This window comes from Amycolatopsis sp. NPDC051716, assembly GCF_040681595.1.
Lineage (GTDB): Bacteria > Actinomycetota > Actinomycetes > Mycobacteriales > Pseudonocardiaceae > Amycolatopsis.
Window position 1 is genome coordinate 164,190 of record NZ_JBFAZA010000001.1, and the last position, 22,611, is coordinate 186,800.

General features: G+C 71.5%; 21 protein-coding genes and 1 tRNA gene. 8 read left to right on the plus strand and 14 right to left on the minus strand.

What is annotated here, in order from left to right:
- Nucleotides 1-27: 27 nt before the first annotated feature.
- Nucleotides 28-618 carry a TetR/AcrR family transcriptional regulator gene (locus AB0M30_RS00815; RefSeq protein ID WP_364578196.1) on the plus strand — a complete coding sequence of 197 codons (591 nt, stop codon included), beginning with the start codon at nt 28-30 and terminating at the stop codon, nt 616-618.
- Here the strand turns inward: AB0M30_RS00815 and AB0M30_RS00820 are convergent.
- The 11 genes from AB0M30_RS00820 to AB0M30_RS00870 all read right to left on the minus strand — a co-directional run bounded on the left by AB0M30_RS00820 (nt 615) and on the right by AB0M30_RS00870 (nt 12,295).
- A complete protein-coding gene (locus tag AB0M30_RS00820) occupies nt 615-1,652 on the minus strand; it encodes a DUF4328 domain-containing protein (protein ID WP_364578199.1) in 1,038 nt (345 codons plus the stop codon). The two genes, AB0M30_RS00815 and AB0M30_RS00820, sit on opposite strands and share 4 nt — an antisense overlap.
- A gap of 2 nt (nt 1,653-1,654) precedes the next feature.
- Entirely contained in the window at nt 1,655-2,014 is a 360-nt protein-coding gene (locus AB0M30_RS00825) for a rhodanese-like domain-containing protein (protein ID WP_364578201.1), read from the minus strand.
- A gap of 41 nt (nt 2,015-2,055) precedes the next feature.
- Nucleotides 2,056-3,846, minus strand: coding sequence for a cation acetate symporter (locus AB0M30_RS00830; protein ID WP_364578204.1), 1,791 nt, complete (start codon nt 3,844-3,846; stop codon nt 2,056-2,058).
- A 31-nt stretch (nt 3,847-3,877) separates the two neighbouring features.
- On the minus strand, nt 3,878-4,408 hold the full coding sequence (locus AB0M30_RS00835; RefSeq protein WP_364578207.1) for a hypothetical protein: 531 nt from the start codon (nt 4,406-4,408) through the stop codon (nt 3,878-3,880).
- 13 nt (nt 4,409-4,421) lie between these two features.
- On the minus strand, nt 4,422-5,255 hold the full coding sequence (locus tag AB0M30_RS00840) for a LytTR family DNA-binding domain-containing protein (protein WP_043792552.1): 834 nt from the start codon (nt 5,253-5,255) through the stop codon (nt 4,422-4,424).
- Nucleotides 5,256-5,338: 83 nt separating this feature from the next.
- Nucleotides 5,339-6,724 carry a carbohydrate-binding protein gene (locus AB0M30_RS00845; protein ID WP_364578210.1) on the minus strand — a complete coding sequence of 462 codons (1,386 nt, stop codon included), beginning with the start codon at nt 6,722-6,724 and terminating at the stop codon, nt 5,339-5,341.
- A gap of 158 nt (nt 6,725-6,882) precedes the next feature.
- Complete coding sequence (locus AB0M30_RS00850) at nt 6,883-7,728, minus strand: S49 family peptidase (RefSeq protein ID WP_364578212.1); 846 nt, start codon at nt 7,726-7,728, stop codon at nt 6,883-6,885.
- Between the two features lie 83 nt (nt 7,729-7,811).
- Nucleotides 7,812-9,137 (minus strand): histidine kinase, encoded by a 1,326-nt coding sequence (locus AB0M30_RS00855; protein WP_364578214.1) that lies wholly within the window; start codon nt 9,135-9,137, stop codon nt 7,812-7,814.
- Between the two features lie 99 nt (nt 9,138-9,236).
- The gene (locus AB0M30_RS00860) at nt 9,237-10,097 is read right to left on the minus strand and encodes a DNA-formamidopyrimidine glycosylase family protein (RefSeq protein WP_364578216.1); all 861 of its coding nucleotides are present in this window, start codon (nt 10,095-10,097) and stop codon (nt 9,237-9,239) included.
- Nucleotides 10,098-10,109: 12 nt separating this feature from the next.
- Complete coding sequence (locus tag AB0M30_RS00865; protein WP_013222080.1) at nt 10,110-10,550, minus strand: hypothetical protein; 441 nt, start codon at nt 10,548-10,550, stop codon at nt 10,110-10,112.
- Nucleotides 10,551-10,663: 113 nt separating this feature from the next.
- Nucleotides 10,664-12,295, minus strand: a complete 1,632-nt coding sequence (locus AB0M30_RS00870) for a sigma-70 family RNA polymerase sigma factor (protein WP_364578219.1) — start codon at nt 12,293-12,295, stop codon at nt 10,664-10,666.
- A 187-nt stretch (nt 12,296-12,482) separates the two neighbouring features.
- Between AB0M30_RS00870 and AB0M30_RS00875 the strand changes: the two genes are divergently transcribed.
- Nucleotides 12,483-12,555: transfer RNA gene (locus AB0M30_RS00875), tRNA-Gly, on the plus strand.
- Between the two features lie 218 nt (nt 12,556-12,773).
- On the opposite strand, the gene AB0M30_RS00880 is transcribed toward AB0M30_RS00875, so the two are convergent.
- Nucleotides 12,774-13,175, minus strand: coding sequence for an immunity 7 family protein (locus AB0M30_RS00880; RefSeq protein ID WP_364578221.1), 402 nt, complete (start codon nt 13,173-13,175; stop codon nt 12,774-12,776).
- Nucleotides 13,176-13,208: 33 nt separating this feature from the next.
- Nucleotides 13,209-13,811: a DUF2716 domain-containing protein gene (locus AB0M30_RS00885; RefSeq protein WP_364578224.1), complete on the minus strand. Its 603-nt coding sequence runs from the start codon at nt 13,809-13,811 to the stop codon at nt 13,209-13,211.
- Nucleotides 13,812-13,945: 134 nt separating this feature from the next.
- On the opposite strand from AB0M30_RS00885, the gene AB0M30_RS00890 reads away from it, so the two are divergent.
- On the plus strand, nt 13,946-14,623 hold the full coding sequence (locus AB0M30_RS00890; protein WP_364578227.1) for an alpha/beta hydrolase: 678 nt from the start codon (nt 13,946-13,948) through the stop codon (nt 14,621-14,623).
- On the opposite strand, the gene AB0M30_RS00895 is transcribed toward AB0M30_RS00890, so the two are convergent.
- Complete coding sequence (locus AB0M30_RS00895; RefSeq protein WP_364578739.1) at nt 14,601-15,206, minus strand: hypothetical protein; 606 nt, start codon at nt 15,204-15,206, stop codon at nt 14,601-14,603. The genes AB0M30_RS00890 and AB0M30_RS00895 overlap by 23 nt on opposite strands.
- Before the next feature lie 156 nt (nt 15,207-15,362).
- Between AB0M30_RS00895 and AB0M30_RS00900 the strand changes: the two genes are divergently transcribed.
- From AB0M30_RS00900 to AB0M30_RS00920, 5 genes are all read left to right on the plus strand, one after another.
- A complete protein-coding gene (locus AB0M30_RS00900) occupies nt 15,363-16,688 on the plus strand; it encodes a hypothetical protein (protein ID WP_364578230.1) in 1,326 nt (441 codons plus the stop codon).
- Between the two features lie 31 nt (nt 16,689-16,719).
- Nucleotides 16,720-18,660 carry a glycosyltransferase family 4 protein gene (locus AB0M30_RS00905; RefSeq protein ID WP_364578232.1) on the plus strand — a complete coding sequence of 647 codons (1,941 nt, stop codon included), beginning with the start codon at nt 16,720-16,722 and terminating at the stop codon, nt 18,658-18,660.
- Between the two features lie 73 nt (nt 18,661-18,733).
- Entirely contained in the window at nt 18,734-19,270 is a 537-nt protein-coding gene (locus AB0M30_RS00910) for a hypothetical protein (RefSeq protein ID WP_364578235.1), read from the plus strand.
- Between the two features lie 2 nt (nt 19,271-19,272).
- Nucleotides 19,273-21,078 (plus strand): glycosyltransferase, encoded by a 1,806-nt coding sequence (locus AB0M30_RS00915; RefSeq protein ID WP_364578237.1) that lies wholly within the window; start codon nt 19,273-19,275, stop codon nt 21,076-21,078.
- Between the two features lie 3 nt (nt 21,079-21,081).
- On the plus strand, nt 21,082-22,383 hold the full coding sequence (locus tag AB0M30_RS00920) for an acyltransferase (RefSeq protein ID WP_364578240.1): 1,302 nt from the start codon (nt 21,082-21,084) through the stop codon (nt 22,381-22,383).
- Nucleotides 22,384-22,611 lie beyond the last annotated feature (228 nt).

Sequence of the window (22,611 nt, forward strand, 5' to 3'; positions counted from 1 at the left end):
TTGGGTCCGACCCAGTAGAGTGACGTCATGAGCGAGGGACTCCGCGACCGGAAGAAGCACGAGACCAGGAGAACCATCTCCGACGTGGCCACGCGGCTGTTCATCCGCAACGGCTTCGAGGACGTGACGATCGCGGACATCGCCGCCGAGGCGCGGGTCGCCAAGATGACCGTGACGAACCACTTCCCGCGCAAGGAAGACCTCGTCTTCGACATCCGGGAGGACTTCACCTCCTGGCCGGCCGCCCTGATCCGCGACAGCGTCTTCCACGACACGCGCGAGCTCTACTTCGAAGCGCTGGGCGCCGAACACGCGCTGGTCGGCTTCTCCGGCCCCGGCTTCGTGCGGATGATCAAGGAGAGCCCGGTCCTGACGAACGCGCTGCACGAGATGCACCGCGAGCGCGAGACGGCGCTCGCCGACCTCCTCATCCGCCGCCACCCCTCAGAAGACCTCAACCCCACGCTCGCCGCCGCGCACCTGGCGACGGTCCTGCGCGTGCTCTTCCAGGAGGCCTTCGACCGGACCCTCGAAAACGAAAAAACGGTCGCCGAGGAGCTCTGGCCGATCGCGGAACAGGCCTTCGACCAGCTCGAACCGGTCTTCGGCCGCTACTAGCGCGCGGCGCCGGCCGGCCGCGAAGCCCGCAGCTCCGGCTCAGGCGCACCCTGGACCTTCAGCACGCGCATCTCGCGCACGGCAAGGGCGTCCGACGGCGCCAGCAGCGCGGTGAACCGCCGCACCACCAGGGCCGTCATCACCGCCAGCGCGGCCGCGGACAGGTCGGTCACCGCGACCAGGACGACGCTGTCGGCCATCGACTGCACGTCGTCGCGGAAGCGCCAGCAGATCGACACACCCAGCAGGACCCAGTTGAGCACCCAGGCGCCCCACCACCCGAGCACCCGGCGCGACGGCTTCGGCCGGGCGTCACGCGCGCGACCCAGCACCGCGTGCTCGAGTTCGCCGACGACCGACAACGCCAGCGGCAGGTTCGCCACCGGCACGAGGACGCCGACCAGCACCTGCCAAACCGGCCGGGGTGGGTCGTCGCCCGAGACGTCCGCCGCCGCCTGGCGCGCGACCAGCAGCCACCAGAGCGACAGCCCGGCGGGCAGCAGCGCGAGGATCGAGGCGAGCAGGCCCGCGGTGAGCACGAAGGCGTCGGAGAACGCCACCACCGAGCGGGACAGCGCGGCTTCGCGGCCCTGGACGAGCAGCACGTACCGCCAGATCTCCGCGCTCGCCGCGGCCACGGCGAGCGCCGCGAACGCGAAGAGGACGACGACCACGCTGCGGCTGAGCACCGGCACCCGGTCGATCGGGCGGACCTCGTCGGACGCCGTGCCGGGCACCGACGTCGGGCGGCGCCAGACCAGGTTCGGGAACCCCCAGCGCGGCGGCACCGGGTACGACGGCGGGCCGAGGTACGGCTCGGGCGCCACGACGCGGCGGCGCGGCCACGCGCCGGGCGGTGGGGTGGCCACCCAGCGCAGCTTCGGCCGGTGCAGCGGACGGCGGTGGTAGGGGTACGGCTCCGGCTGGGCGGCCAGCGTCCGGCCGTGCAGCTGCTGGGCCGTCGGCGGCGGCGCCTGGCGCGGCCAGTACCCGGGCGGGTACGGCTGCCCGGCGGGAGGCTGCCCCGGGTGCAAGGCTAGATCACTTCGGGTTCGATGCCGGGGTGCTCGCCGACCATCGGACGGCCTTCGCGCTGCCACGCGCCCATGCCGCCGGCCACGTTCACCGCGTCCCAGCCGCTCTGGTTGAGCCACGCGGCCGCGCGCGCGGACCGGCCGCCGCTGCGGCAGATCACGTGGATCGGCTGGTTTTCGGGCAGCTCGGCCAGCTCGCCGACGCGAGCGGGCAGCTCCCCCATCGGGATGTGCACCGCGCCGGGCGCGTGCCCGGCGGCCCACTCGTCGTCTTCGCGGACGTCGAGCAGCACGAGGCCGTCCTTGGGCAGGTCGCGGACCTCGGCGGTCGGCAGTTCAGCAGGGCTCACCACGGTGTCCATGCTGCCATGCGGAGGCGTTGCCCGCGCGTGAGGTCAGCGGATCACTTGCGGTGCCGGCCGCGGCTGGTGACGCGGGTCTTTTCCTCGGCCTGGCCGAACCGCGCGACCGCCCTGTCCCGCATGAAGCCGAGCGGGTCCGGCGCGTGCAGCCGCAGCATGATGTCGTGGACGTGCTCCGGCCGGCCGTAGCCGGTCACGCGGCTGACGAGGTACGTCGTCACGAAGGCGGCCGGGACGGTGATCAGCGCGGGCTGGTTGACGAACCAGGGCGCCCAGCCGCCGGTGTAGCCGCTCACGACGTTGACGATCAGCGCGGCCAGCACGAGACCGCCGCCGACGAACATCCCCGCCATCGCACCGGGCCAGGACAGCTTGCGCCACCAGATGCCCAGCACCAGCAGCGGGCTGAACGTCGACGCGGCGAGCGCGAACGTCAGCCCGATCGACAATGAGATGTCCTCCGGCCGCAGCGCGAGCGCCAGCCCGATCGGGAACAGCGCGACCAGCCCGGCCGCCACCCGGAAGTCCCGCACCCGGCCGGGCAGCAGGTCGGTCGACACCACCCCGGCCACGCTCACCAGCAGCCCGGACGTGCTGGACAGGAACGCGGCGAACGCGCCGGCGGCGGTGACCGCGCCGAGGAGCTGGCCGCCGACGCCGGGCAGGATCGCCGAGGGCAGCTGCAGGATCGCCGCGTCCGTCTTGCCGGTCACCAGCAGCTCGGGGACGTACATCCGCGACAGCGCGCCCAGCAGCGTCGGGAACAGGTAGAACAGCCCCAGCAGCAGCAGGACGTGCACGGTCGTGCGGCGCGCGGCCTTGCCGTCGGGGTTGGTGTAGAAGCGCACCAGCACGTGCGGCAGGCCCATCGTGCCGAGGAACGTCGCGAACATCAGCGAGTACGTCTGGAGCAGGTCGGTGAGGCTGCCCGAAGCCGGGTGCAGCCAGTCCGAGTTGTCCGCGACCGAGTCGCTGACCACCGGGACCGGCGTGCCGGCCAGGAACTTCAGCTTGGTGCCTTCGGAAACCGTGTGCGGCGCCAGCGGTGTCCAGTGCGTCGGCCCGGCCGCCGGGCCGTTGTCGGTGCGGCCGTAGGCCCAGAGGTACGTGTCCGAGGTGACGTGCAGCGTGACGTCGGTTTGCACGTCCACCGTGGTGTCGCTGACGAACACCGGCGGCGCGGGCGAACCGAGCGGCCGGAACCCGTCCGGGCCGCCGCCGGTGAAGAAGACCATGCACAGCACGAACGCGGGCACCGCGATCGCGAACAGCTTGAGCCAGTACTGGAACGCCTGGACCACGGTGATCGCGCGCATCCCGCCGGAGATGACGTTGAACGCGACGAGGATCATGACCACGATGGCGCCCGCCCACGCGGGCACCGGCACGACCGTCGCCAGGGTCAGGCCGGCGCCCTGCAGCTGCGGGGCCATGTACAGGATCCCGATGAACACGACGAACGCCGTGGAGAACCGGCGCAGGCCCTGCGAGCCGAGCCGCATTTCGACGAAGTCGGGCAGCGTGTAGGCCCCGGACCGGCGCAGCGGCGCGGCCACGAACAGCATCAGGGCGAGGTAGCCCGCGGTGAACCCGATCGGGAACCACAGCGCGTCGGCGCCGTCCTTGAGCACGATTCCGGCGATGCCGAGGAACGAGGCCGCGGACAGGTATTCGCCGGAGATCGCGGCGGCGTTGCGGCGGGACCGCACGGTGCGCCGCGCGACCAGGAAGTCGTGCGTGCTCGTCGCCGACCGCGAGGAACGGTGACCGAGGTAGGGCGTCACCACGGCGACCAGCACGATGCCGGTCAAGGCCCACGGGTTCAACTGCACGGGAGGAATCCTCGCACGACTCGGTGCGAAACTAGTTTTCGATCATGTCCACGAACGCGCGTTCGTTGCGTTCGGCGAGCCGGTTGTACCAGATCCCGACGCCGAACAGGAATGGGAACGGCAGCACGCCGAGAATCAGCCAGGCCACCGGAATGCCGAGCAGGCTGGCCTGCGAGAACCCGGGCACCAGGTAGAACAGCATGGGCAGCGCGCCGAAGACGCCGACGACGAGCAGCGCGAGCAGCAACGCCGTCCGCAGCTGCACCTTGACCAGGTGGTCGCGGACGAGCAGCTTTCCCCAGCTGGTCTGCTCCTCCAGCTCGACCCGGGCGCGCAGGGTGCCGGCGCCGCGGCGCGGGTCGGCGAGGATCACACGCTCCCGCTTGGGTTTCGCGTGGTGTTCCGGCTTCGGCGGCGGCTCGTTCTCGGGCGCCGGCGGCAGGGACTCGACGACGGCCCGGTCGGCCGGCTGCGGCAGCGGCCGGTGCCGGGCCCGCCGGCCGAGGGTCGGATCCGGTTCGCGGACGCCGTTCGAGCGGCGCTCGTAGAAGTCGTCCGTCATGGCCGGCCCCGGCTCAGCCGTTCCGGCCCGAACCGACCAGCCGGTCCTTCAGCGCGCGGGTGTGCCGCCGGCTCACCGGCAGCACCTTCTCCTCGTTGCCGATGACGACCTGGTAGCCACCCTGGCCCATGCGCAGCTCGGTGATCAGCGGCAGGGCGACCAGGAACGACCGGTGGATGCGGACGAAGCCGGCCTTCTCCCAGCGCTCTTCGAGCTGGGCCAGCGGGATGCGGACCAGGTGGCTGCCTTCGGTGGTGAACAGGCGCGCGTAGTCGCCCTGCGCCTCGACCCAGCGGACCGAGGAGCGCGGGATGAGCTTGGTGGTGCCGGCCAGCTCGACCGGGATGACCTCGTCGTCGTTCTTGACCGGCTCGCCGCCCAGCGCGCCGGGCGGGGGCGCCGCCGCGGCGGCCAGCTTGTCCAGCACGCGCGAGATGGCGCGGTCGAGGCGATCCTGCTGGTACGGCTTGAGCACGTAGTCGAGGGCGCCGAGGTCGAAGGCGTTGACGGCCTCTTCGGCGTGCCCGGTGACGAACACCAGCGCGGGCGAGGGCCGCAGGGCGGCGAACACGCGCGACATCTCCATCCCGGACAGCCCGGGCATGTCGATGTCCGCGAAGACGGCGTCGACGATCGGCAGGCCGCGGTCCTTGCGCTCGCGCAACCGCGGGTCGTCGGTGGACAGCAACCGCAGCGCCTCGGAGGCGTCGATCGCCGGGAACACCTTCGCCACGTGCGGGCTGTTGCGCAGGCAGTGGACGAGTTCGTCAAGACCGTTCGGCTCGTCGTCCACAGCCAGGACCACGAGCTTCCGGGTGTCATCGTGAGCACTCACAGTGAAACGCATCCTGCCCATTGCCGAGTGCAATGTCCAGCCCCCGTCCGCCTTAAGTGAGGAGACCCGCGACCGAAGCCGCGGGCCCCCTGCTCTCAATGCACGAACGTGAACCAGTTGAGGTTCACGAAGTCGGCCGGCTGGCCGCTGGTGAAGGTGACGTACACGTTGTGGACGCCGGTCACCCCGCCGATGTTCGCCGGGACGGTCCGCCAGCTCTGCCAGCCACCGGTGTTCCCCACCGCGAAGCTGCCGATGGGCGCGTTGGACCGGCTGTCCAGCCGCACCTCGACCAGCCCGCTGACCCCGCCGGCGGCCCCGGACGCCACGCGCGCCTGGAAGTTCGTCGCCGCGGTGCCGCCGAAGTCGACGTTCGGGTACAGCGCCCAGTCGCCGTTGGCCACCGCGGCGATGTTCTGGCCGCCGCCGGTGTCCGTGGTCGTCTCGGTGATCAGACCGGACTGCTGGCTGTACGACTCCGCCTGGATGGCGTTGTACGCGCTGCCGCCACCGGACGGCGGAGTGGTCGTGGTGGGTGGGGTCGTGGTGCCGCCACCACCGCCGCGGGTGGTCACCGTGACGTAGTCGACGACCATCGGGTGCCCCGGCACGATCCCCGGCCCCGGCGTGGTCGTGCCGGAGTTGTTGTTGGGGAACGCGCCGCCGATCGCCAGGTTCAGCAGCACGAAGTAGCCCTGGTGGGTGGTCATGTTCGCCCAGGTCGTCGCGTCGAGCTGGTTCTGGCTCACCGAGTGGAACTGCTGCCCATCGACGAACCAGCGGAGGACCTGCGGGCTGCTGCTCGCGTCCCATTCGAAGCGGTAGGTGTGGAAGGCCGACTGGCAGCTGCTCCCGGGGCACGCCCGGTTGTTCGGCAGGCCGGTGGTCTCGTTGCACGGACCGCCCGGGTTGACGCCGCAGTGCAGGACGCCCCAGACGGAGTTGATCCCGTTGACGTTCTCCATGATGTCGAACTCGCCGATGGCGGGCCAGTTCCACCAGTTGCCGCGGTAGGGGCCGCCGAGGGCCCAGAACGCGGGCCAGTAGCCGAGCGCGGCCGCTCCGGTGACGTTCGGCATCTGGATCCGGCTTTCGATCCGCATCACGCCGCCCGCCGGGGGCTTGAAGTCGGCGCGCTGGGTCTCGATCCGGGCCGACGTCCAGTTGCCCGCGCCGTCGCGCAACGGCGTGATGCGCAGGTTGCCGCTGCCGTCTTGGGACAGGTTGCTGCTGCTCGCCGTGTAGTTCTGGATCTCCCCGGTCCCCCAGTTGCCGGGGCCGCCGGGGTAGCTGTGGCCGGTGTCGACGATCCAGTTGGCGCTCGAGGGGAGCGAGCCGGCGCCGCCGGTGAAGTCGTCGGCGAACACGGTCGTCCAGCCCGACTCGGGCGGCGGGATCGACGCGGCGGCAGGGATGGTCAGCGGGATGGCGATCAGTGCGGCGCCGAGCACCGCGCCGATGGTGAACCGGAGGTGGGGCATCGGGTACGACCTCCTTGTCGTCCGGATTTGTTGCCGTTCGCAACAAAGCCCGTTGACGAGGAAACCCGACGCTCCACCCCCGGTTCCAGAGGCGTTACACAGGAAGAGTGATCCAGGTCACAAAGTCTGCCCGGAAGTACCCGAACCGGACATCGGCGTCAGAGGCCGAAGCGCGACCAAGCCGCCTTCTGCGTCACCGCGTCCAGCACCGCCGAGGCCGCCGCCGGTGCGCCGAGGCCGAGGCGCGCGAGCAGCGGTTTCTTCGGCTCGGCCACCGAGATCTCGGCGTCCGGGTAGCGCTGGGTGATGATCTGCCGGAGGCTGCCGAGGCCGTCGATCAGGCCCAGCTCGAGCGCCTTCGCGCCGAGCCAGACGTCGCCGGTGAACAGGTCCTCCGCGTCGGTCAGCCGATCGCCGCGGCGCTCCTTCACCCAGTTCACGAACAGCTCGTGGAGCTGGGTGTGCATCTTCTTCAGCCACTCGACGTCTTCGGGCTTCTCCGGCGAGAACGGGTCCAGCCGCGACTTGTTCGCGCCCGCCGTGTGCAGCCGGCGCTCGATGCCGAAGCGCTCCAGGAGGCCGGTGAACCCGAAGCCGCCGCTGATCACGCCGATCGAGCCGACCATCGACGTCCGGTGCGCGTAGATCTCGTCGGCGGCGCAGGCCAGCCAGTACCCGCCCGACGCGGCGACGTCCTCGCAGAAGGCCAGGACGGGCACGCCCTTCTCGTCGGCCAGCTGCCGGATCCGCTCGGCGACCAGCCCCGACTGCGTCGGCGCGCCACCCGGCGAATTCACCAGCAACGCGACCGCCTTGAGCCGATCGTGCCCGAACGCCCTGGTCAGCGCCGTTTCCACGGCGGCGAGGTTGATCGCGCCCCTGGCCAGCGGGGACGGCGACGGCGTGATCACGCCGTGCAGCTTCACCACGGCCACGACGTCCTTGCGCTCGACGCGGTCGGCCAGCACCGGGATCCGCGAAGCCAGTTTGTCCGTAACGCTCATGAAGCCAGGCTAGCCGGATTTTTCGGGGGTCCGGGTGGCGAAGCCCCCGGCCCCGGGGCGAAGCCCCGGATGTCACAGCGGATTCAGCCCATGGGGAGGATGCCGGAGCGCGTGCCGTTGACGCCGTTCACCTCGGCGCCGTTCAGCTGCGCCGGACCGCCCTGGGCCGGGACGTCGGCGTCGCCGGAGTCGGTCTCGGAGCTGTAGTCCGGCATGTTCGGCCGGACGCCCGGGACGAACTTCGGCACCCGCAGCGTCACCTTCATGCCGGCACCGGGCGCGGTCTCGACCATCACCGCGTAGTCGCTGCCGAAGACCTGCTGCATGCGCTGGCTGATGTTGCCGAGCCCGACGTGCGCGCCGGTGCTGTGCGCGTTCTTGACGTCCTTCAGCCGCCGCGGGTCCATGCCGATGCCGTCGTCCTCGACGCTGATCAGCGCTTCGGTGCCGTAGTCCTGCGCGATGACCGTGACGCAGCCGCCGCTGGGCTTGCTGGCGAGGCCGTGCTTGACCGCGTTCTCCACCAGCGGCTGGATGATCAGGAACGGCACGACGACGCTGAGCACCTCGGGCGCGATCTTCATGCGCACCTCGAGCCGGCCGCCGAAGCGGGCGTTCTCGATGGTCAGGTAGCGGTCGATGTTGCGCAACTCCTCGGCGAGCGAGGTGAACATGCCCGACGTCCGGAACGAGTAGCGCGTGAAGTCGGCGAAGTCCTGAAGCAGCTCTCGGGCCTCTTCGGGATCCGTGCGGATGAGCGCGGAGATCGTGTTGAGCGCGTTGTAGACGAAGTGTGGCGAGATCTGCGCGCGCAACGCCTTGATCTCGGCCTGCTGGAGCTGCTGCTTCGACTCGTCGAGCCGGGACAGTTCGAACTGGGTGCAGACGAACTGGGCGACGGCGTCGGCCATCTGCACCAGCCGCCCGCGGGTGCGGCCGACGACGATCAGCGCCGCCTCGGTCTCGCCCTCCACCAGCAGCGGCACGATGACCGCGGTCTTCATCCGGCAGGTGCCGCGGTGGTTGCACGGCATCCGGTCGTGCGCGACGACCTCGCGGCGGTGCTTGCGGATCGCGTTGCCGATCGCGTCGACGAGGTCGACGTAGTGCTCGTTCGCCTCGCCGTCCCAGGACAGCAGCGTGCCTTCGCTGTCGGTGATGCCCACGGCGACGCAGTCGAGCATCTGCAGCAGCTGCGTGGTGATCTTGTCGGCGGCGTCCTCGTCCAGGCCGGCGCGCAGGTTCGGTGCCGCCTTCGACATCCGGTGCACCGCCTGCAGCATGGCGTCCTCCACCACGCTGGCCGGTTTGCGCTGCCGCACCAGCAGCACGATCAACGCGGCGACGAGCAGCACCACGAGACCCCACGGGACGATCTGCGCAAGCGGAAACCCGGACACGGCGTCCATGCTCTGCGCTCGACCGACCGGGTGCAAGGCCTGTTCCCACTTTCTGTCCAACAGCGATGACCGAGAGTTGAAGAGACCCTACCCAGCGTCCGGAAGCGGCTACTTCAGCAGCCGCGACATCCGGCGATCGGCGAGCGGCTTGCCGCCGGTCTGGCAGGTCGGGCAGTACTGGAACGACTTGTCGGCGAAGGATATTTCGCGGATCGTGTCGCCGCAGACGGGGCACGGCAGCCCGGTCCGCGCGTGGACCCGCAGGCCCGACCGCTTCTCGCCCTTCAGCCGGGCCGCCTTCTGCCCCACCGACCGCTCGACGGCGTCGGTCTCGATGTCGTGGATCGCCTCGGCGAGCGTCTCCAGCGCACCCTCGTCGAGCTTGCCGATCGTGGCGTACGGCGAGAGCTTCGCGCGGTGCATGATCTCGTCGGAGTAGGCGTTGCCGATCCCGGCGATGAGCGACTGGTCGGTGAGCGCCCACTTCAGCCGGGTGTTCTTCCCGGCGAACAGCTCACGCAGCTGGGCGGCGTCCACGGCGAGCGCGTCCGGGCCCAGCCGCGCCACGCTCGCGATCTCCTGCGGGTCCTTGACGACCCAGACCGCCAAGCCCTTTTTCGTGCCCGCTTCGGTGAGGTCGAAGCCCGGCCCGGTGGCGGACTCGAGGTGCACCCGCAGCGAGATCGGGCCCTTCCCCGGCTTCAGCGGGGCCGCGGCGAGGCCGTCGGACCAGCGCAGCCAGCCCGCGCGGGCCAGGTGGACGACCAGGTGCAGGTCACCGGCCACGACGTCGAGGTGCTTGCCGTGCCGGGTCGCGCCGGTGATCTCGCGGCCGTGCAGCTCGGTCCACGGCGGGGTCGCCGTCTTCAGGACGCTCAGCGATGCGACATCGATGCGGAAGATCGTCCGGCCCACGGCGTTCTCGCGCAGGTGGTGAGCCAGTGCTTCGACCTCGGGTAGCTCGGGCATGGCACCAGTGTCCTACTCGACCGGGTGGAGTGGCCCGTCGAAGTCCGGCAGCGAATGCCGCTGGATGGTCTTGGAGATCTTCTTGACCTCGCCCTGCACGGTGAACATGCCGCGGATGGTGCCGACCCAGCGCTCGGACGGCCTGTCACCGGTGACGTCGCCCTCGGTCTCCGCGACCACGGTCCACGGGCGCCGCAGGATCCACCGCAGCGGGAAGAACAGCACCACGAGCAGCAGCGCCAGCAGCACCCACGCGGGCACGTTGACCTGGTCGGGCGTCCACACGACGAGGATCACGGCCAGCAGCGTGGTGACGACGATCATCGCGATCCCGGGCCCGTAGCTGCCCGCGACGTCGTGCTCGAAGTCGTCGGCCGTCGCCGGTGCGCGCCATTCCATCTGGGCACGGACCACCCAGTCGCGGCCGTCTTCGCCGCGTACCAGCCGGTTCATTCAGTTGCCTCCCGGGGCGCCCGCAGGGTGAGCGCCTCAACGGTACCGTGCCCGGGCTCACCCGCGCGAGGGAGGAACCGGACATCTCGCCCGGCGGAACCGATCATCGCTGATCAAGAACCCGACGGCGGGGCCGGAGCCGGGCTGGCCGGTTCGCCCGACCCGGTGACGGACGACGCCCTGCTCGGGCACGGCTTCCCCGAAGTCGGCGTCACCGTCGTCGACGGCTCCGTCTTCGTGGTGTCCGTCGCCGTGTTGTCGTTAGTCGTCGTGACCGTCGGTGTCTCCGGGTCGCCGGCCTGCGGGTCGCCGGCCTGGTCGTCCTTCGGCGCCGGCTTCTCCGGCTGGTCCGTCGGCTCGTCCGACGACGGGCGCGGCTTGCCGGTCGGCGACAGCTCGGGCGCTTCGGCGTCCTCCGGAACGGGCGCGTCGGTGGACTCGGTCGTCATCGTCATGACGGGCCTCGACGAGTCCAGCCGCGGCGACGACCCCGGGTGGTCGGACGCGGCGAAGGTCGAGGAAGGGACGTCTTCACGCGGGACGAGCTGGTCACCCGCGCCACCGCCGCCCACGGCCGCGACCGGGACGTCCCCGGCGACCGGCAGAGCGGGCACTTCGTTCGCGGCGGCCTGCTGCTCCCCGCCCCGCGCCCGGGCCGCCACCGCGACCCCGCTGCCACGGCCGTTGAGCACGCCGATCCCGATCCGCGGCTCCGGCGGCGCCTGCGGCGGCGGCTGGTGGTGCGTTTCGGACGGCGGCACCACGACGAGCTCGGGCGCCCCACCGGGCAACCCGATGTCCCGCACCGGCCCGGCCCCGAACAACACCGGCCCGGCCGCGACACCGACGGCACCCACCGCGGCGGTCGACGCCAGCGCCAGCCCGATCTTCACCTTCGAACCGACCAGGACGCCCTTGACCGTCGCGCCCAGCCCGGCCAGCACCCCGCCACCGCCCAGCGACGCGGCGGCCGGCACCAGCAGCACCAGCACCCCGGCGTGCGCCCGCAGCGACGAGCAGACGTCACGCAGCTCGTCCTGCGTCGCCCGGCAAGACGGGCAGCCGTGCAGGTGCGCCTTGATCCGCTCGGCTTCGGCGCCGGTGACGCTGCCCGCGGTGAACCCGCCCAGCTTCTCGACGACCGCCCGGCACGAATCCGGCCCGCGATTCACCGAAAGGTGCGCTTGCAGGTACGCCGCCCGCAGCCCCTGCCGGGCCCGGCGGGCCAGCGCCGCGGTCGCGTTCGCGCTCAACCCGAAGTGGGGAGCGACCATCGCGGGCTGCTCACCCTCGACCTCGGTCTGCCACAACACCGTCCGCCAGCGCTCCGGCAAGCTCGTGAACGCCGTCGTGATCAACGTGTGCTCGGCCGTGCGGGCGTGCGTGTCGGCCCCCGCCCCGGCGCGGAAAGTCAGTTCGTCGTCGGACACCGGAACGTCCCGGCGCGCACCGTGCCACTCCCACGACACCCGGCGGGCGACGGTCAGCAGGTAAGCGCGAACGTAGTCACGGGGACCGGCACCCCGGCGGAGAGCCTGCAACACGCGGAAGAACGTCTCCGCGGTGATGTCCTCGGCCTCGGACCGATCGGCCGCCAGGCTCTGCGCGAGCCGGCGGACCGCGGCGGCGTGCCGCTCGAACAGCTCCCCGAACGCGGCGTCCTCGCCGTTGCGGAGCCGTTGCAGCAGTGCCTGCTCATCGGATTCCGAGGCCGCTGGTGGCGGCACCGTGCCCAGCTCGGTCATCCGGCCCGGCACCTCCTCCCCGAAGGTCTCCCCATTCGGTCGAATGGAGACACCATACGGAGGGAATCAGCCGTCGTCACCCCTTGTACGCCAGCTGTGACACCGAAGCACCGGTCCCGGCACAGGGGGACCCGGTGACCGGACCCCTCAGGCATGGGTATAAAGTTTCTCCCATCAGCAAGACAACGCGGATGTAGCGCAGCTGGTAGCGCATCACCTTGCCAAGGTGAGGGTCGCGGGTTCGAATCCCGTCATCCGCTCGCGGGTAGAGGGCTGTATCGGCAGAAAGCGCCGATACAGCCCTCTCGCCATTTCACTCGGGGGGCCGAGCCCCCCGGACCCCCCGCGGTGCCTTTGCCAGACCTTCGGAGGGTTCCCCGCCCTGCTCTGGCCGGACTTTTGGGGTGTGCCCCGGCTCTGCCCGAATCAGACGATGGAGGCTGGCCCTCGCTGATTTTCGGGGGCGTCGGGGGTTGGGTCAGAGTTCGTAGGTGTCGAGGATTGTGGGGGCCACCGGGGTCAGGTGGGCGTCTTCTCGCTCGGTTACCTGGCCTCGGGCCATTCGGTAGACGCGGAAGTTGTTGTCGTTCTCCATGTCCTGGTCGTCCCACGTGTGCAAGAGGCCGTACGAGCCCGGGGCCAATTCGCCCGTGCGGGTGAACAAGTCGAGGAGCTCGGGAGCCAGCGGGCCGCCGTGCTTGTCGAAACCGCCGAAGTGGAGCATGGGCATCCCCGCGCTCCAGCGGAGGTCGACCAGGTCGAAGTCGCCCGCGTCGCGGATCGCGCGGTGCACGCGGTCGACCAGGCGCTCCAGGAGCGCCGCGTCGTCATCGCCGCTCGCGGTCGCCTGGATGGTCACCCAGCCGTGATATTCGAACACCCGCAGAACGGTAGCAAGAGACCGGCCGGCGGCTCAGCGGGCCAGCTCGGACGGCTCTGCGGGGGTCCGGGTGGCGGAGCCCCCGGCCCGGGGCGAAGCCCCGGTTGTCTCAGCCGGCTTCCCATCACGGCGCAGCACGTTCGACAGCACGCCGTCGCCCAGCCGCTCGAACGCCGGCACCAGCTTCTCGCCGAACACGCACAACGTCCGCTCCCACGGGTGCCCGAGCGTGCCGTAGGAGAAATCCGCCGCCAGGAACAGGTGGTAGTCCGCACGCGGGAACACCGGCACCGGCCACCGGGCGCTCCCGGACATCAGGTGCGGGCGGACGCGGTAGGACTGGTGCTGCCAGTGCAGCGCCCACATCCAGTCGTCCGGGCCGCAGACCTCCCGGAACGCGGCCAGCGCGATCGTCGCGACCTGGTGCTCCTCGACCGCGTACGGGCCGAGGCGGAACTCCGCCGAAGCGCGGTCCAGGTTCCCGGGCGAAAGGTCCCACGTCCGCGACGGCACCGGCTCCCGGAACCCCGGCCAGGCGTGCGCGTAGGTGCTCGGCCAGAACGCCAGCTTGTCGTACACCCAGTACCAGGCCGGCTCGTCGACGACGCGGGAGACGGCTTCCCAAGCAGCATTCACGGTTTGAGACCTCGAGTCGGCCAGGCGCGGAAGAACACGCGAAAGCTTCGTGTTCGGCCTCCGGTTTGTCCAGTCCCCGTCCGCCCGCCGCGAACTGTGTCACTCATCCGGGTGGGTTCTGCCAAGTTGTCACCATGCGGATCGTCTTCGTCCACGGCGCGTTCGTCCGCGACGGCGCGTGGTGGTGGCAACCGACGGCCGAGGTACTCGCCCGGCACGGTCTGCGCAGCTCAGCGGCGGTGCTGCCCAGCTGCGAGAGCGAGCCGCGCGGCGACCTGCACGCCGACGCGGAAGCCGTCCGCGCCCTGCTCGACGCCTCCGACGAGCCCGCGCTGCTCGTCGGACACTCCTACGGCGGCATGGTGATCACCACACTCGGCGACCACCCCGCGATCCACCGGCTCGTCTACGTGACGTCGTTCCTGCCGGACGTCGGCGAGGCGCTCGCGGACCTCGGGACCGGCGGACCGGTGCACATCAGCCACGGAGACGGCACCGCGAGCGTCCGGGAGGAACTGGTGCGGCCGCGGTTCGCCCAGGACTTCGACGACCGCACGTACGCCGCGGCCGCCGGCCGCCTCAACCGCCAGAACGAGGCGGTGTTCGGCCAGCCGGCGACCCGGGCGGCGTGGCGGGAAGTCCCGTCGACCTACGTCGTCTGCGGCGAGGACCGCGCGACGCTGCCCGAAACCCAGCGGGCCCAGGCGGCGCGCGCCACCGACGTCGTCGAACTGCCGGTGGCGCACCACCCCTTCGTCACCCGGCCGGACCTGGTGGCCGGGGTGCTGCTCAGGCCACGTCCCACAGGGTGAGGAACGCCGAGGCCTCGCTGCGCGCCCAGGGCTGCAGCCGGGCCCGGTCCCGGGCGGAGAGCTGGTACTCCTTCCCCCGGCGGACGTCGATCACCAGCGCCTCGCCGCCGGGCAGGATGTCGGGCATCGCCTCCTCCAGCACCCACAGCGCGAGCTGCGCCGACGCCTTCGCCAACGGCTCCTCCTTGAAGTAGAGCCAGGTCGCGTACCGGCGCCCGTCGCTCTTGCGCAGCCCCATCTGCGGGCTGACGCCGATCTCGAGCTCGCCGATGCGGCACCGGCCGCGACCCACTTCGACCAGCCTCGGCGACTTGCGGCCGAGGTACCGCAGCCAGCCCTCGGCGATCGCCGCGTAGTGCGGTTTCGTCCGCTCGTCGGCGGCGTTGACGAGGGCGCGCAACGCGACCTCGTCCTGGTTCGCCGCCCGGCCGGAGCGCACCGCGTTGGCCGCCCGCCGGTAGTAGTTGAACGCCGCTCGCGCCGGATCTTCGTACTGGCGGCGCTGCCGCCGGACGAACGACGACCGCGACGGCCCGGAACTCGCGCTGTAGCCCACGAACGTGGACAGGGTGATGTAGGCCATGGCCCTGCCTTCCTCCATCACGCCACCCGCGGACGCGGGCGGCATCTCCCCTGGACAACGCCCATTTTAGAACATATGTACGACAGTTTTCGGGGTCCTGACGGGTGACGGCGGGCGGGAACCCGGCGCCCGCTCGGCCCGGACTATGGTTGAAGCGTGTCGGTGCACTTGGAAGGCGGAAAGCCGGATAAGCGGGTCCGGCCGCTGAGCGTCCACGAGGCATGGCTGCCGAAGGACCACTCGATGTACCGGCCGCGCCACGGCCGTCAGCAGACGGCCCTGATCTGCGCGCTCGTCTTCTTCCTGGCCCCGATGGTGTCGCTCGGCGTGTTCGGCAGGCCGGCGGCGTTCGAAAACCACCAGCTCCACGACTTCCCGAGCCCGTCGGACGGCTGGGGGTTCTTCAGCGGGCTCAGCGCGTGGGCCACCGACTGGCTGCCCGGCCGCCAGGCCGCCGTGCAGGCGGAGGACGCGATCAGCCGGTCCGTGTTCGGGGAACCGCCGTCACTCGGCTCGCAGGGCACCCAGCCCGGCGTCGGCCCGGTCGCGAACCAGCCGCCCGCCCGGCCGGAGACCGGCCCGGTGCAGGGCCAGACGAACAGCAACTACCCGCCGGTGGTCGAAGGCCGGGACGGCTGGCTGTACCTGGGCAACGACATGTACGCCAAGTGCAACCCGATCATCCCGTCCGCCGACGTGATCGGCGAGCTGATCGGGCTCCGCCGGGCCGTCGAGGCGTCGGGACGGCGGCTCGTGCTGATCGTCCCGCCGGACAAGTCGGACATCTTCCCCCAGTTCCTGCCCGACCAGTACGCCGGCAAGGACTGCGCGCCGGTCGCCGCCCGGACGATGTGGCAGCGGCTGGACACCGAGGTCGGCTACCTGGACCTGCGGCAGCCCCTGCTCGCCGAGTCGCAGCGCCGGGGTGCCCCGATCTACTTCAAGCAGGACACCCACTGGCAGTTCCACGGCGGGCTGACCATGGTCCGGGCGCTGGCCGAGAACCTCCGGCCGGGGGTGACGCGCACCTGGCGGACCGCGCCCAAGGAGACGTTCGACAAGCAGACCGACCTGCCGCCGCTGATCGGCCGCGGCGGCAGCGAGCCCGCCGTGCTGGAGTCGCTGGCCCCGGACGGCGGCGTGGACCGGACCCGCACGTTCTTCGGCCAGCCGAACACGAGCCCGATCGAGCTGCACGGCCGGCCGGCCACCGGGACCATCTCCGACAAGGTCGCGATGATCAGCGACTCGTTCACCGGCTTCGCCAACATGTACCTCGCGGCCGCGTTCACGGACCTGACGATCATGCACTCCGACTACGTCCAGCAGGACGCCTCGGCGGCCGCGGCGAAGCTCGTCGACAGCGACGTCGTGGTGATCGAAATCGCCGAACGCAACCTCATCGGCGGGCAAAGCCCTATCCTGGCCCCCGCCGTGGTCCAGACGCTGAGCGAACAGCTCGCGAACCACCCCCGGCGATGAGCGCGGCACCGCGCACGGACGAAGGAACAAGATGATCGAGCGGGAGCTGCCGTGGCTCGCCGGCGTGGACGCCGCCGGTGCCTCGGTGACCGCCGACCGGATCTCGGTCGGCGGCTGGCTGGTCTCTCCGGCCGGCCCGGACGGCAGCACCGTCCGGATCGGCGGCCGGGTCGCCACGGTGCACTGGGAGCGCGGCACCGACGCGGTGCCGGGCGTCCCCGCGGACTGGCCGGTCTGGACGTGGCGGGCGGAGGCCGAGTGCGACCAGCCGGTCGGCGCGGAAACGACGGTCACCGCGCCCGACGGCACCGAGCTGAGCCACACGACCGTCTGGCCGGAGAGCAGCTACCGCGAGCCCGCGCCGCTCGGCGAGATCGACTTCCCGGCCGCCGACGCCGAGATCGCCGGCGACCTCATGGTCGTCTCGGGCTGGCTGCTGCTCGACGGCAAGCTGCCCAGCCACGTGGAAGTCGACGTCGAAGGCGCCGCACCGCAGCGGGCGCGGCTGATGCTGCCCCGGCCGGACGTCACCAGCGCCCTGCCCGGGCAGATCCGGCAGGCCGGGTTGAGCGGCTACGAAGCCCGCATCGCCCTGCCCCAGGCCCCCGGCGAAAGCCGCAAGGTGGCCTACCGGGTGCGTGCGTGGACCCGCGACGGCCGCGAATGGACCTCACCCACCCGGTACGCGACGCTGCGCAGGCGGCCCGTCAGCCGGCGTGACGCCGAGGCCGTCGAGCGCTCGACGGCGTTCACCGAAGAGCTCCTCGGCCGGGTCAAGGCGGCGGTCGACACCGACCACGTCCTGGTCGTGACCCACAGCCTGCGCGTCGGTGGTGGCCAGTTCTGGCTCAGCGAACTGCTGCGCCACCTGGCGGGCCCGCACGAGCACAAGATCACGCTGGTTTCGCCGGAAGACGGTCCCCTGCGCACCGAGCTGGAAGAACTGGGCGTCACGGTGCACGTCACCGGTCACCACCGCGTCCAGGACGCGGTCACCTACACCGCGTACGTCGGCGAGCTGGCCATGCTGGCCACTGCGTCCGGGGCGGGCGTCGTCCTGGTCAACACGCTCGGGATGTTCGCCGGGGTCGACGCGGCGATGCGCGCGGGCCTGCCCGTCGCGTGGGTCATCCACGAGAGCTTCAGCCTCGAGGACTTCGCGTACCTGAACTGGGGCATGGACGCGCTCGACCCGCTGGTCCGCGCACGCTGGGAACACTGCCTGTCGGACGCCGACGCGCTGCTCTTCGTCGCCGACGCCACGCGCGAGATGTTCCTGCCGTGGTCGCGGCCGCGCCGCTGCATCACCGTCCGGTACGGCATCGACCTCGCCCCGGCCAAGCAGGCGCTGTACACGACGAAGGAAGAGGTCCGGCGGGAGCTCGGGCTGCCGGAGCGGGCGACCGTCCTGGTCAACATCGGCGTGAGCGAACCGCGCAAGGGGCACGCCCCGCTGCTGCTGGCGTTCGAGCAGGTCCGGACCACGCACCCGGACGCGCACCTGGTGATCGTCGGTACCCACGAATCGCCGTACTGCGACGCGCTGGCGGACTACGTCGAAGCGGCCGGGCTGGGCGGCTCGGTCAGCCTGGTGCCGATCGTCCGCGATCCGCTGCCGTGGCTGCGCGCGGCGGACCTGTTCGTCAACAGCTCCGACATCGAGTCGCTGCCGCGCTCGATTCTCGAGGCCATGGCGTTCCGGGTGCCGGTCGTCGCCGCCGACGTGTTCGGCACCCGGGAGATCGTCAGCGACGGCGAGAGCGGCTGGCTCTTCCTGCCCAACGACCTCAACGCGCTCACCGTGGGGCTGTTGCGGGCGCTGGACACCCCGCCCGCGGCCCGCGAGCGGATCGCCGAGCGCGCGCTGGCCGGCGTCGGTTCCTTCCTGGACTCCGCGCACTACGGTCAAGAGTTCTCCACCATCCTGAACGGCCTCGCCCGAGGCACCGGTACCGAGGAACGGCACGCATGAGCGAGCTTGCGAGCGAATCATTCAACACTGCGCTGGCCGCTCAGGCCGCACCGAGCGTCAGCGAGGTGTGCGCATGAGCTCCGAAGAAGGCCCGATCACCCCGGCCGCCGACGAACCGATCGAGTACGCCGTTCCCGCGTCCGTGCGCGCCGAGCTGCTGCAGCTGCGCGCGGAGCGCTCGGTGCTGATGGCCGAGCGCGAGCGCCTGCTCGGCAGGCTCCGTGGCGCCGACGCGGACCTGCGCGAATCCCTCCGCGTGCAGGAACGGCTCGCCGAAGAAGCCCGCACCAACGACGACCTCCGCCGTCAGGTCGACGAAAGTTCGGAGGCCCGCGTCGAGCTGGACGCCCTGCGCCGCGACCGCGACCTCGCCCGGCAGGAGCTGGAGCGGACCCGGACCGAGCGCGACCAGCTCCGGATGGACCTGCTGCAGGCCGAGCTCGCCCTGCACGGCGCCGACCTGCCCGAGGTCGTCCACCACGACGAGCGGGAAGCCGAGCAGCTGCGCCGCCGGGTCGCCGAGCTCACGCGGGAGCTCGAAGCGCACCGCCACACGCTCAGCTGGCGGGTGACCGCGCCGCTGCGCACCGTGCGCCGGAAGACCCTCTGACGGTGGCCGATCCCCGACTCGTGCTGGCGTCCGCGCCGGGCGGCAGCTCGTTCATGGAGGAGCTCCTCGAGGTCGTCGCCGACGCCGTGCGCTCGGTGGGCGGCCGGGCCGAAACCCACGTCGGGCCGCTGCCCGAAGAAGACGACGACACGGTGTTCGTCGTCGTCCCGCACGAGTACCTGGTGGTGCTGCCCGAGCACCAGCGCCCGCGGCCGGACCAGCTGCGGCGGACGATCGCGTTCTGCGTCGAACACCCCGGCACGCGCACCTTCGACACCAGCGCCGGCCTGCTGCCGCAGTTCGGCGGCGCGGTGGACATCAACGCCGACTCGACGGACGAACTCGTGCGCCGCGGGCACGACGTCCGGCGGTTCCAGCTCGGCTACACCCCGCTGTGGGACCGGTGGGGCGGCGACCCGGACAGCCCGCGTGACATCGACGTCACCTACCTGGGCACCGCCGAACACCGGCGCTCGGCCCTGCTGGCCCGCGCCGCGCGCGATCTGGACGGCCTCGAAGTGCGGCTGCTGACCCCGCCGCACGAACCGATGGTCAAGCCGCGGCCGGACTTCCTGATGAACCGCGCGAAGCACGAACACCTCGCGCGCAGCCGCGTGCTGCTGAACCTGCACCGGGAAGCGTCGCGCGCGCTGGAGTGGGTGCGCGTGCTGGAAGCGGCGTGCAACGGCTGCGTCACGGTCACCGAGCCGAGCCGCGACCTGGCGCCGTTCACCGCGGGACAGCACCTGGTGGTCGCCAGGGAGACGGTGGTCGGCGCGGCCACCGCGGCGCTGCTGCACGAACGCGGCCTGGAGCGGTCGATCCGCACCGAGGCCTACCGCTTCGTCCGCGAAGAGCTGGACATGGGCCCGTCGGCCCGGCGGCTGCTCGAACTGGCGGCGGACCTGGCGGAACGGCATCCGGCACCGGCCCGCTCGGACCGGCCGCCGCGAACGGCACCGGTGGTGCGGCCGCCGTCCGAGACGCCGCTGGCCGTCGACACCCCGAGCTGGGATCCCCGGTTCCACGGCGAAGCGTCTGTCGGCGCCGAGCCCGGGCCGGACCGGCAGCTCGCGGCGCGGCTCCTCGTGGAACGCACGGAAGCCGCCCGGCGCACCGACGGCGTGCTCGGCACGCCGGCCGCCTTGCCGCTCGCGCCGAGCGCCGGGAACCGCGCCGACGACCTCGACGTGCTGATCGTGCGACGCGCGGGCGACCCCGGTGTCATGGCGCTGGTCGACGACCTGGCCCGCGGAACCGTGGTGCCGTCCCGGGTCCTCGTGTGCCAGGACGGCACCGCCGAACCCGCCGGGCCGAAGCCCTACGACCTGCTCCACCACCCGATCGCCCGCGGCGCGGGCTACGCGTACAACCGGCTGCTGGCGGGCTCGCGAGCCGACCTCGTGCTGGTCCTGGACGCGGGCATGCGATGCTCACCGCACCTCGTGGCCCGCTTGCTGGCCGCGGTGCGCGGGGACGCGGACCTGGCCCACGGCCCGGTCGCGGACCCGGTGTCCGGCCTGGTCGGGGCGCTTCCGCCGGAAGCGCGGCGGCTGGCCCGGCTGCCCTACCTGGGCAGCGGGTACCTGGTGCGGCGGACCGTGCTCGACCGGCTGGGTGGCTGGCCGGACGACCCGTGGCTGGAGGGGCTCGAACACCACGGCCTCTGGCGGGAAGCCGCCGCCCGGAACACCCGCACGGTGCTCGTGCAGCAGGTCCTACTGTCCCGGGTGGCGCCCGATCCGCCGGCCCGGCCGGTCGACCTCGATCCCCAGCGCGCCTGGGCCGCGACGAAAGCGAAACGGTAGGAAATGGACGCAACCGAGACCACGGACGTGCTGCCGGTGATCACCGGCGAGCCCCGTGCCGAACCGGCGCCGGCCGCCACGAAGGCCGACCCGGAGCAGGGTCCGCTCCCGGCGTTCATCCCGCAGCTGACCGGGGTGCGCGCACTGGCCGCGCTGTGGGTGCTGGCGTTCCACTTCCGCCCCGAACTGGTCTCCTCGTTCCCGTTCCTGGGCCGGCTGGCCCCGCTGTTCGACTCCGGCTACCTCGGCGTGGACCTGTTCTTCGTGCTCAGCGGCTTCATCATGACCTACACCCACCTCGACCGGATGAGCGGACCGTGGACGCCGCGCAAGGCGCTCGGTTTCCTCTGGCTGCGGCTGAGCCGGATCTGGCCGGTGATGTTCCTCGTGCTGCTCGGCTGGGCGCTTTACCGCGCCTACTCGCTGCAGATGAACAACGACGCCAGCCTCCAGGCGGCCGCCAGCCCGGCCCGGTTCCTCGAGCACGTCCTGCTGATCCAGGGCTGGTTCATCGAGCCGGACCAGTGGAACCCGATCGACTGGTCGCTGAGCGCGGAGTGGCTGGCGTACCTGGTGTTCAGCGTCGCGGTCGCCGTGCTGGCCAAGATGCTGAAGACCGTGCGCGTCCGCTCGCTCGTGCTGTGCGCGCTGGTGTCGGTGGTCCCGATCGTCGCGATCGGCGTCACCATGGAGGACGGCAGCGACCTGCTGCTGTTCCACAACGCGCTGGTGCCGGGGATGATCCCGCTGCGCGTGCTCACGGAGTTCTTCGGCGGCGCGTTCACCGCGTTGATCGTGCTGCGGTACGGCCGCTCCGCGCGGCTGCCGTGGTTCCTGCGGCCGACGGTCGTGTTCGTGGTGATCGTCGCCATCATCTTCCTGGTGCACCACTTCGACTCGTTCCGCCGCTTCAACATGGGCCTCGACTGGCGGATCAACGGCCACATCATGTGGGGCTCGGCCGAAACGGTCGTCGTGGTGCCGCTGTTCCTGCTGCTGATCGGCGGGCTGGCGATCGGCAACCGCGAGCCGATGGCGTGGCTGCTGCGGACCAGGCTGCTCGTCTGGGGCGGCAAGGTCTCGTTCGCGCTGTACCTGGTGCACTGGCTGGTGGTCGACGTGATGCGGCACGTCATCCAGATCAAGCTGAAGCTCACGGACGTGCCGACCAGCTGGGAGTACCGGCTGATCGTGCTGGGCTTCCTCGCGCTGACGATCGTCATCGCCCATGTCCTGCACCGCTTCTTCGAGGAACCGACGCGGCGCGCGATGCGGCGGATGCTGCCGGAGTCGATGCGCGCCTGAGAGCCCTTATGCCAAGCGGCTTGTCGGCGGATGGTGTTGAGTCGGCCGTGCAGATCGGGGTTGCAGGGCTGGTGGTCGTGCCGGCAGCGCCAGAGGATCCTGGGTCAGGATCCGTGCTGCGCGGGGTGGCGGCACCCGCGTTGGCGGGCTTGGTGGTAGGTGTCGTGGGCCCAGGCATTCGCGCCTGGGGGGCCCCGCGACCGCCGTCGGTGCGCAGGGCATCGGCCA